The sequence below is a fragment of the Streptomyces sp. SID3343 genome (assembly GCF_009865215.1).
GTDB lineage: Bacteria > Actinomycetota > Actinomycetes > Streptomycetales > Streptomycetaceae > Embleya.
On the sequence record NZ_WWJX01001481.1, the window covers coordinates 1 to 6,747 of the forward strand.

Genomic DNA, 6,747 nt, shown 5'->3' on the forward strand with positions numbered 1-6,747 from the left:
GCGTCTCGCTGGTCGCTCGGCCGGGCGAGGTGCTGGCGATCGCGGGGCGCAGCGGGGCCGGGAAGTCCATGCTGCTCGACGTGTTGGCCGGGATCCGGCTGCCGCACGCGGGGGTGGTGCGACACGGTGGTGGCCGGCCGAACCCGGCCGAGCTCGGCTTCGTGCCGCAGGACGACATCTTGCATCGGGCGCTGCCGTTGGCCCGTAATCTGCGCTACGCGGCCGAGTTGCGGCTGCCGGATCCGGCCGACGCCGACGGCGCGGTCGTCCGGGTGCTGACCGCCCTGGGCCTGACCGAGCGGGCCGGGCAGCGCGTGGGCACGTTGAGTGGTGGTGAGCGCAAGCGCGCGAGCATCGCGGTGGAGTTGCTCACCCGTCCGCGCGTGCTGTTCCTGGACGAGCCCACGTCGGGTCTGGATCCGGCTGCGTCTGCGGAACTGCTGGACGTACTACGGGAGTTGGCGCGCGGTGGGACGACCGTGGTGTTGACCACGCACGCCCCGGCCGACCTCGCCCGCTGCGATCGGGTGGCGTTCCTGGCCCCGGACGGGCGGCTCGCGTACGTGGGCGCACCCGGCGCAATGCGCGCACACTTCGGCGTCGAGACCGATGCCGACGTGTACGTTGCGGTGGGAGAGGTGGGAGCGGTAGGACAGGCGGGACCGGCGGGAGAGGTGGGAGAGGTGGAGGGGCTCGGCCCGGGCGAGCCCGACGAGCACACCGAACCCGTCGAACCCGTCGAATCCGCCGAATCCGCCGATCCCCCTCCCCCGCCGCGTCGCCCGGGGGCCTTGCGGCAGTGGGCCATCCTGACCCGCCGCGACCTCGACACGATCACCCGTGACCGGCTGTCCGTCGCGATGCTGGTCGGCTCGCCGCTGATGATCGTGGCCATGTTCGCGGTGTTGTTTCGGCCCGGCGCGTTCGACGCGGCCGATCCCAGTCCCGGTACGTCCGCGATGATCCTGTTCTGGATCGCGTTCGGCGGGTTCTTCTTCGGCCTGACCTACGGTCTCCTCCAGATCTGCGTCGAGCTTCCCGTGGTGCGCCGCGAGCGGTTGACCGTGCTGCGTGTGGGGCCCTACGTCGCGGCCAAGATCACCGTGTTGCTGCCCGTACTGGCCGTCGCCGACGCGGTGTTGCTCGCCGTGTTGCGCGGCCTCGACCGGCTGCCCGCCGCGTCGTGGGGGGTGTACGGGTCGCTCGTGCTGACGCTGCTGCTGGCGTCGGCGGCGGCCCTGGCGCTGGGGTTGTTGACGTCGGCGGCGGTGACCGAGGTCGGCCAGGCCACCTTGATGCTGCCGTTGCTGTGCTTCCCGCAGGTGCTCTTCTCCGGTGCGTTCGTCCCCGTGCCGCGGATGCCCGCCGTCGGCCACGGGCTCAGCTTCGCGATGACCAACCGTTGGGCGTTCGAGGCGCTCGGCAGCGGTCTGGACCTCCCGGGCCGCTGGGCGCACAGCCGTTCCGACCTCGGCCCGCCCCTGCTGGCCTCCTACGGCGACAGCTTCGACCACACCCCCGTGCTCGGGTGGGTGGTCCTGGCGGGCTGTACCGCGCTGTTCGTCGCCGCGACGTGCGCGGTGCTGGTGCGCCGCTGCCCGCGCGCGGGGCGCTGATCGGGTCCGGCCGGGTGCGTCAACATCGCAATCGCGGGGCCAGGTCACGCGCGTCCGGGGCCCGGTCGCCATAGGTCCGGGTGACGAAGTCGAGGAACGCGTCGACGTCCGCGGTGTTGGACGACAGGCCGAGCGAGACCCGCACGGCGCCCCCGGAGGGCAACCCGAGCCGGGTCAGGTAGTCGTCGAGGGTGCCTCCGGACGCCGCGGTCCGCAGTACCGCGCCGCGCAGCGTGCGCCGGCCGATCGAGAACGCCGCCTCGCCTGCCCCGGGGTTGCAGAAGCACCCCGTCCGCAGGCACAGTCCCGCGCCGGCGCTGTCGCGCGCGACGACCCGTTCGTCCACGACGTCGCCGGCCGCGTCCAGGATGTTCAGCGCCACCGTCGACCCGCGCCGGTCCGACGTCGTCGGCCCGTACACCCGAACCAAGGGCTCACCGGTGCGATGGCGCAACCGCGCGAGGCCGGCCAGCAGCCGCGCCGTGAGCTGCTCGACGTGGTCGTGGATCGCGGCCATGCCGAGCGTGTCGATCCACGCCAGGCCCTCCTCGACGTCGGGGATGCTGAGGAAGTTGAGCGTGCCGTCCTCGTACGCGCTCTCGTCGCTCGCCATCCGATGCCAACCGCCCTGCGCGCTGACCGCCTCGATCGTGCCGCCCGCGAACCACGGCCGGCGCAGCCGCGCAAGCGCGTCGCGACGGGCGAGCAGGCAACCGACGCCTGTCGGGTAGCCGAAGACCTTGTACCAGCTGACGGCGACGAACTCGGGCCGTGCCGCGGCCAGATCGAGCACGTTGGTCGGCGCGAACGCCGCCGCGTCCAACAGCACGTCCCAGCCGCGCTCCTGCGCGCGGGCGATCCATTCCAGGGGGTGCCGGACGCCGGTGAAGTTGCTTTGCGCCGGGTACGCGAACAGGCCGCGCCGCTGCCCCAGTTCGCGGTCGAGCGCGGCTTCGTCGACGCGCAGGTCCGGCCCCGAGACGCCGACGTAGCGGATCCGGGCGCCCCGCGCCCGGGCGTACTCGCGCACGCCGTTGACCGAGTTGTGGTTGTCGATCGGCAACACGAGTCGGGTGCCGCGCCGAAACGGGTACGCCTCACCGACCAGGCGGCAAGCCCCGGTCGCGTTGGCGGTGAACACGGCCGCGTACTCGTCGGGCGACGCGTGGAAGAAGTCGAGGACGGCCCGCCGGGCCCGTTCGACCAACACCGTCGAGGCGACGGACGCCGGATGCTCCGAGTGCGGGTTGCCGTGGCAGTGCGCCGCGATCCGGTCGGCGTGCGCCCGCAGTTGGCGCCGCGCGGGCAGACCCGCGCCGGTGTGGTCGAGGTAGACGAGGCCGTCCTCGTCGAGATAGCCGTACTCGTCCCGGCGTACCGCGTCGAAACGAGCGTCGACCATGCCGCCCACCTCCCCGAGCCCCGGTGATTCCCAGAGTGTGCGCGTGCCCCGGCTTCGGCGTCAACGGATCGGTTCGACCCGCGTACCCCGGCTCGAAGGCCCGTGTCCACGAACGGTAAGGTAAGCCTTAGTTGAGCGGTTTCTCCCGTCTTGCGGGCCGACCGCAACCGCCTGTCCCCTCGTACCAAGGAACCGCGCCCATGCCCATATCCCGTCGCCGCCGCTACGCCGCCGTGGCCGTGGCCCTGTCCGCAGCCCTCCTCACCGGAGCCTGCGGAAGCTCGGACTCGTCCGGCGACGACAAGGGCAAGCCGGCCGTCGCGGCCGGTGGCAAGGAGTTCGGCAGCGCCGGCCAGGTCACCTCGGAGCTGGGCACCGACGCGAAGCCGGGCCAGTTCCCGCGCACGATCCGCACGGCCATGGGCGATGTGGTCCTCAAGAGCGCGCCGCAGCGCGTCGTGGTCCTGGACACCGGCGAGCTCGACAACGTCGCGGCGCTCGGCGTGAAGCCGGTGGGCGTCGCGTTCACCGACGGCTCGCAGGAGTTGCCCGCCTACCTGGAGGGCGTGGTCGGCAAGCCGCAGAAGGTCGGCACGATCAACAGCCTCAATCTGGAGGCGATCGAGAACCTCAAGCCCGACCTGATTCTCGGCAGCAAGCTGCGCGCGGAGCAGCAGTACGCGGTGCTGTCCAAGATCGCGCCCACGGTCTTCTCGGTGCGCCCCGGATACACGTGGAAGGAGAACTTCGTCCTCAACGCGGCCGCGCTCGACAAGTCCGACGAGGCGCAGCGGCAGCTCGCCGCGTATCAGCAGCGCGCGAAGGCGCTCGGCGACAAGCTCGGCCCGAACAAGCCCACGGTGTCGATGGTCCGCTTCATGCCGGGCAAGATCCGCCTGTACGCGAACAAGTCGCTGATCGGCACGGTCCTGCAGGACGTCGGCCTGCCGCGTCCGGCCAACCAGAACATCGACGATCTGGCCGTCGAGGTCTCCGAGGAGCGGATCACCGAGGCCGACGCCGACCGCGTCTTCGTCGGCGTGTACGGCCCGGCGGAGAAGACCGCGGTGACCCGGGTGACCGACAACCCACTGTGGAAGACGCTGGGCGCGGTCAAGTCCGGCAAGGCGGTCACCGTAACGGACGAAACCTGGTACCTGGGCCTCGGCGTCCTGGCCGCCGACCGGATCCTCACCGACCTGGAAAAGACCCTGGCGGTCTGACCGTAGCGGCAGGCCCCTCACGGCCTCGGCCGTGAGGGGCCTGCCCGTGGGGGGCGACCCATGGGGGCAGGGTCAGCGATCGAGTACGACCTTGATCGTCTTGCCGTCGTCGTGATTGTCGACGATCACGCGCCGGGCGAGTCGGGCGATGATCAGCGAGCCGAACCCGCCGGTGCCGTCGATCAGGTCGGGCGCCCGGGTGCGTGGCGGCGTGGGGCTGGGGTCCGAGACCGCGATCTCGACGGCGATCGCCGAGACGATCACCCGCAGGGTGTACGGGCCTTGGGCGTGTCGGATGGCGTTGGTGACCAGTTCCGAGACGACGAGTGTCGCGGTGTCGACGCAGTCCGCCTCGACGCCGTGCCGTTCGAGCAGGGCCCGGGCCGCCGTACGCGCGTCGCGGCCGCCGGCCGCGTCACCGCGGAACACCAAACCCATGGGCGGCGCGGCGACGGCGACGTGGGAGCGGGTGGACGTGAGGAGCGGGGGATTCATCGGCGATACCGCTTTCCGTTTCGCGTACGGAGCCGGATGCGTAGAGCCTGTGGCGCGCGTCACGGAGCGGACATCGGAGGAATCCCTCGTTGTGGTCGCCCGGTCACCTTCCGGTCACCGGATCGCCGTCGGTCGTCCGGTCCCGGGGCCTCCATCGCGACCTCCATCCCGACCGGCGTCGTCCCCGCCCGGGTCCCTGCTGTCGGCCTTTCGTCGTCAGAAGACGGACCACCCCGTGGCCTCGGAGAAGTGGTGCAGGGCGGCCATAGCGGCAATGGAGTTGCCGGCCTCGTCCAGGCCGGGCGACCACGCGCACACCGCGCCGCGGCCGGGCACGATCGCCAGGACGCCGCCGCCGATGCCGCTCTTGGCGGGCAGCCCGACGTGGTAGGCCACGTCGCCGGCGGCGTCGTAGGTGCCGCAGGTCAACAGGATGGAGTTCAGCCGCCGGGTCTGTAGGCCGGTGAGCAGTCGCTCGCCGTCGTTGCGCCGCCCGGCGCGGGCGAGGAAGAGGCCGGCCCGGGCCAGGTCCGCGCAGGACGCCGCGATCGCGCATTGGTGGATGTAGTGGGTGAGCACGTCGTCGATGCCCTGGTCGAGGTTGCCGTGCGCGGCCATCAGGTGGGCGGCGGCGGCGTTGCGGTGGCTTACGCCCTGTTCGGACGCGGCGACGGTGGGGTCGAACCCGATGTCGGGGTTGCCGGACTCGGCCCGCAAGAACGCCACGACCGCGGCACCGGCGTCCCCGCGCAGGGTGAGCAGGCGGTCGACCACCGCAAGCGCGCCGGCGTTGACGAACGGGTTGCGCGGAATGCCGCAGTCCAGGTCGAGTTGGATCAACGCGTCGTAGCGCAGGCTGGAGGGTTGGCGCTGGACGCGCTTCCACAGCGCCTCGCCGTCGTGGGCGAAGACCAAGGCCAGCGCGAAGAGCTTGGACACGCTTTGGATCGAGAACGGCTCGCTCCACGCCCCCGCGCCGTGCACCCGGCCGTCGACGGTGGCGACGGCGATGCCGACCCGGTTCACGTCGACGTGGCGCAACGCGGGGATCGACAGGGCCGGCACCCCGTTGCCGACGAGCGGCCCCACCTCGTCGAGGACGTCGTCCAGTACGCCTTGCAACCTCATCCTCGTCGTGTGTCCTCACGTGTGTGTCGTGGCCCCGGCGCCGACGGAAGGCCCGCCCGGCGTTCGAGACCGACACTCTCGTGACCGGTCTCCCCGACGGCAACTCTCCCGTCACCCACGGGGTTGGCCGCATCCGGGGATTCCCTCGTGATCACGGGCTGCGGGCCACCGACGCGGCGCGCGGCCGACCGGCGAGCCGCGCCGTACACCCGGCCCGGGGCCGTCCGGGACGGTGGTGTCCGATTCCTTCATCGGCGCACACCGTCACGTACACCTCACATCCGCCCATCGGCCTTGTCGGTTGCCCGGACCGGCGCCTAGGGTCGACGCGTGCCTCCCGATCGACATCGCCTCGGCGTCCGTCTCGGCCGCAGTCCGCGCCGACCACGCCCGGAATCGTCCCGGTGAGCGTCACCGAGGCTCCGGTCGCCGCAGCCGATCGACTTCGGGAATCCCTGGCGACGACCGGCCAGGCCGTGGTGTTCGGCGCGTGGGGCACCGGAAAGACCACGCTGCTGCGCGAGTTCGCCCGGCAGGCCGAGGAGCGCGGCGAGCGCGTGCTGTGCCTGACCGCGTATCGCGGCGACGCGGAGCGGCCCTACGCCGTGCTCACCCAACTCGCGGCCCAATTGCGGGACGCCGAAGTGGACGCGCTGCCGGAGGAGATGCGGCACGTCGTGCGGGCCCTGCTTTCCCGGAGTCCGCTCGAACACGTCCCGCCCCGTCCCGAGGCGGTCCGCTCGGCGCTGACCGCGGTTCTGGGCCGACTGCGCAACGCGCTGCTGACCCTGGACGACGTCCAGTGGGCCGACGACGAGAGCGCCGAGGCCCTGGCCCACCAGCTGCACACGCTGCCGCCCGGCGCGGTGCGCGCGATCGTCGC

At 72.1% G+C, this 6,747-nt stretch carries 6 protein-coding genes; 3 read left to right on the forward strand and 3 right to left on the reverse strand.

Annotation, left to right across the window (positions count from 1 at the left end; all coding sequences use genetic code 11):
• Positions 1–1,616: ATP-binding cassette domain-containing protein (locus GT354_RS47175; RefSeq protein WP_237536156.1), on the forward strand; the 1,616-nt coding region annotated here is incomplete at its 5' end.
• A 19-nt stretch (positions 1,617–1,635) separates the two neighbouring features.
• Here the strand turns inward: GT354_RS47175 and GT354_RS47180 are convergent.
• Entirely contained in the window at positions 1,636–3,018 is a 1,383-nt protein-coding gene (locus GT354_RS47180) for an aminotransferase class V-fold PLP-dependent enzyme (RefSeq protein ID WP_161363911.1), read from the reverse strand.
• A 200-nt stretch (positions 3,019–3,218) separates the two neighbouring features.
• Between GT354_RS47180 and GT354_RS47185 the strand changes: the two genes are divergently transcribed.
• Entirely contained in the window at positions 3,219–4,241 is a 1,023-nt protein-coding gene (locus GT354_RS47185; protein WP_202513092.1) for an iron-siderophore ABC transporter substrate-binding protein, read from the forward strand.
• Positions 4,242–4,313: 72 nt separating this feature from the next.
• On the opposite strand, the gene GT354_RS47190 is transcribed toward GT354_RS47185, so the two are convergent.
• Complete coding sequence (locus tag GT354_RS47190; RefSeq protein WP_237536157.1) at positions 4,314–4,736, reverse strand: ATP-binding protein; 423 nt, start codon at positions 4,734–4,736, stop codon at positions 4,314–4,316.
• Positions 4,737–4,952: 216 nt separating this feature from the next.
• Positions 4,953–5,864 carry a glutaminase gene (locus tag GT354_RS47195; protein ID WP_161363913.1) on the reverse strand — a complete coding sequence of 304 codons (912 nt, stop codon included), beginning with the start codon at positions 5,862–5,864 and terminating at the stop codon, positions 4,953–4,955.
• Between the two features lie 404 nt (positions 5,865–6,268).
• On the opposite strand from GT354_RS47195, the gene GT354_RS47200 reads away from it, so the two are divergent.
• Positions 6,269–6,747 (forward strand): ATP-binding protein (locus GT354_RS47200; protein WP_161363914.1); only part of this gene is annotated, 479 nt, incomplete at its 3' end.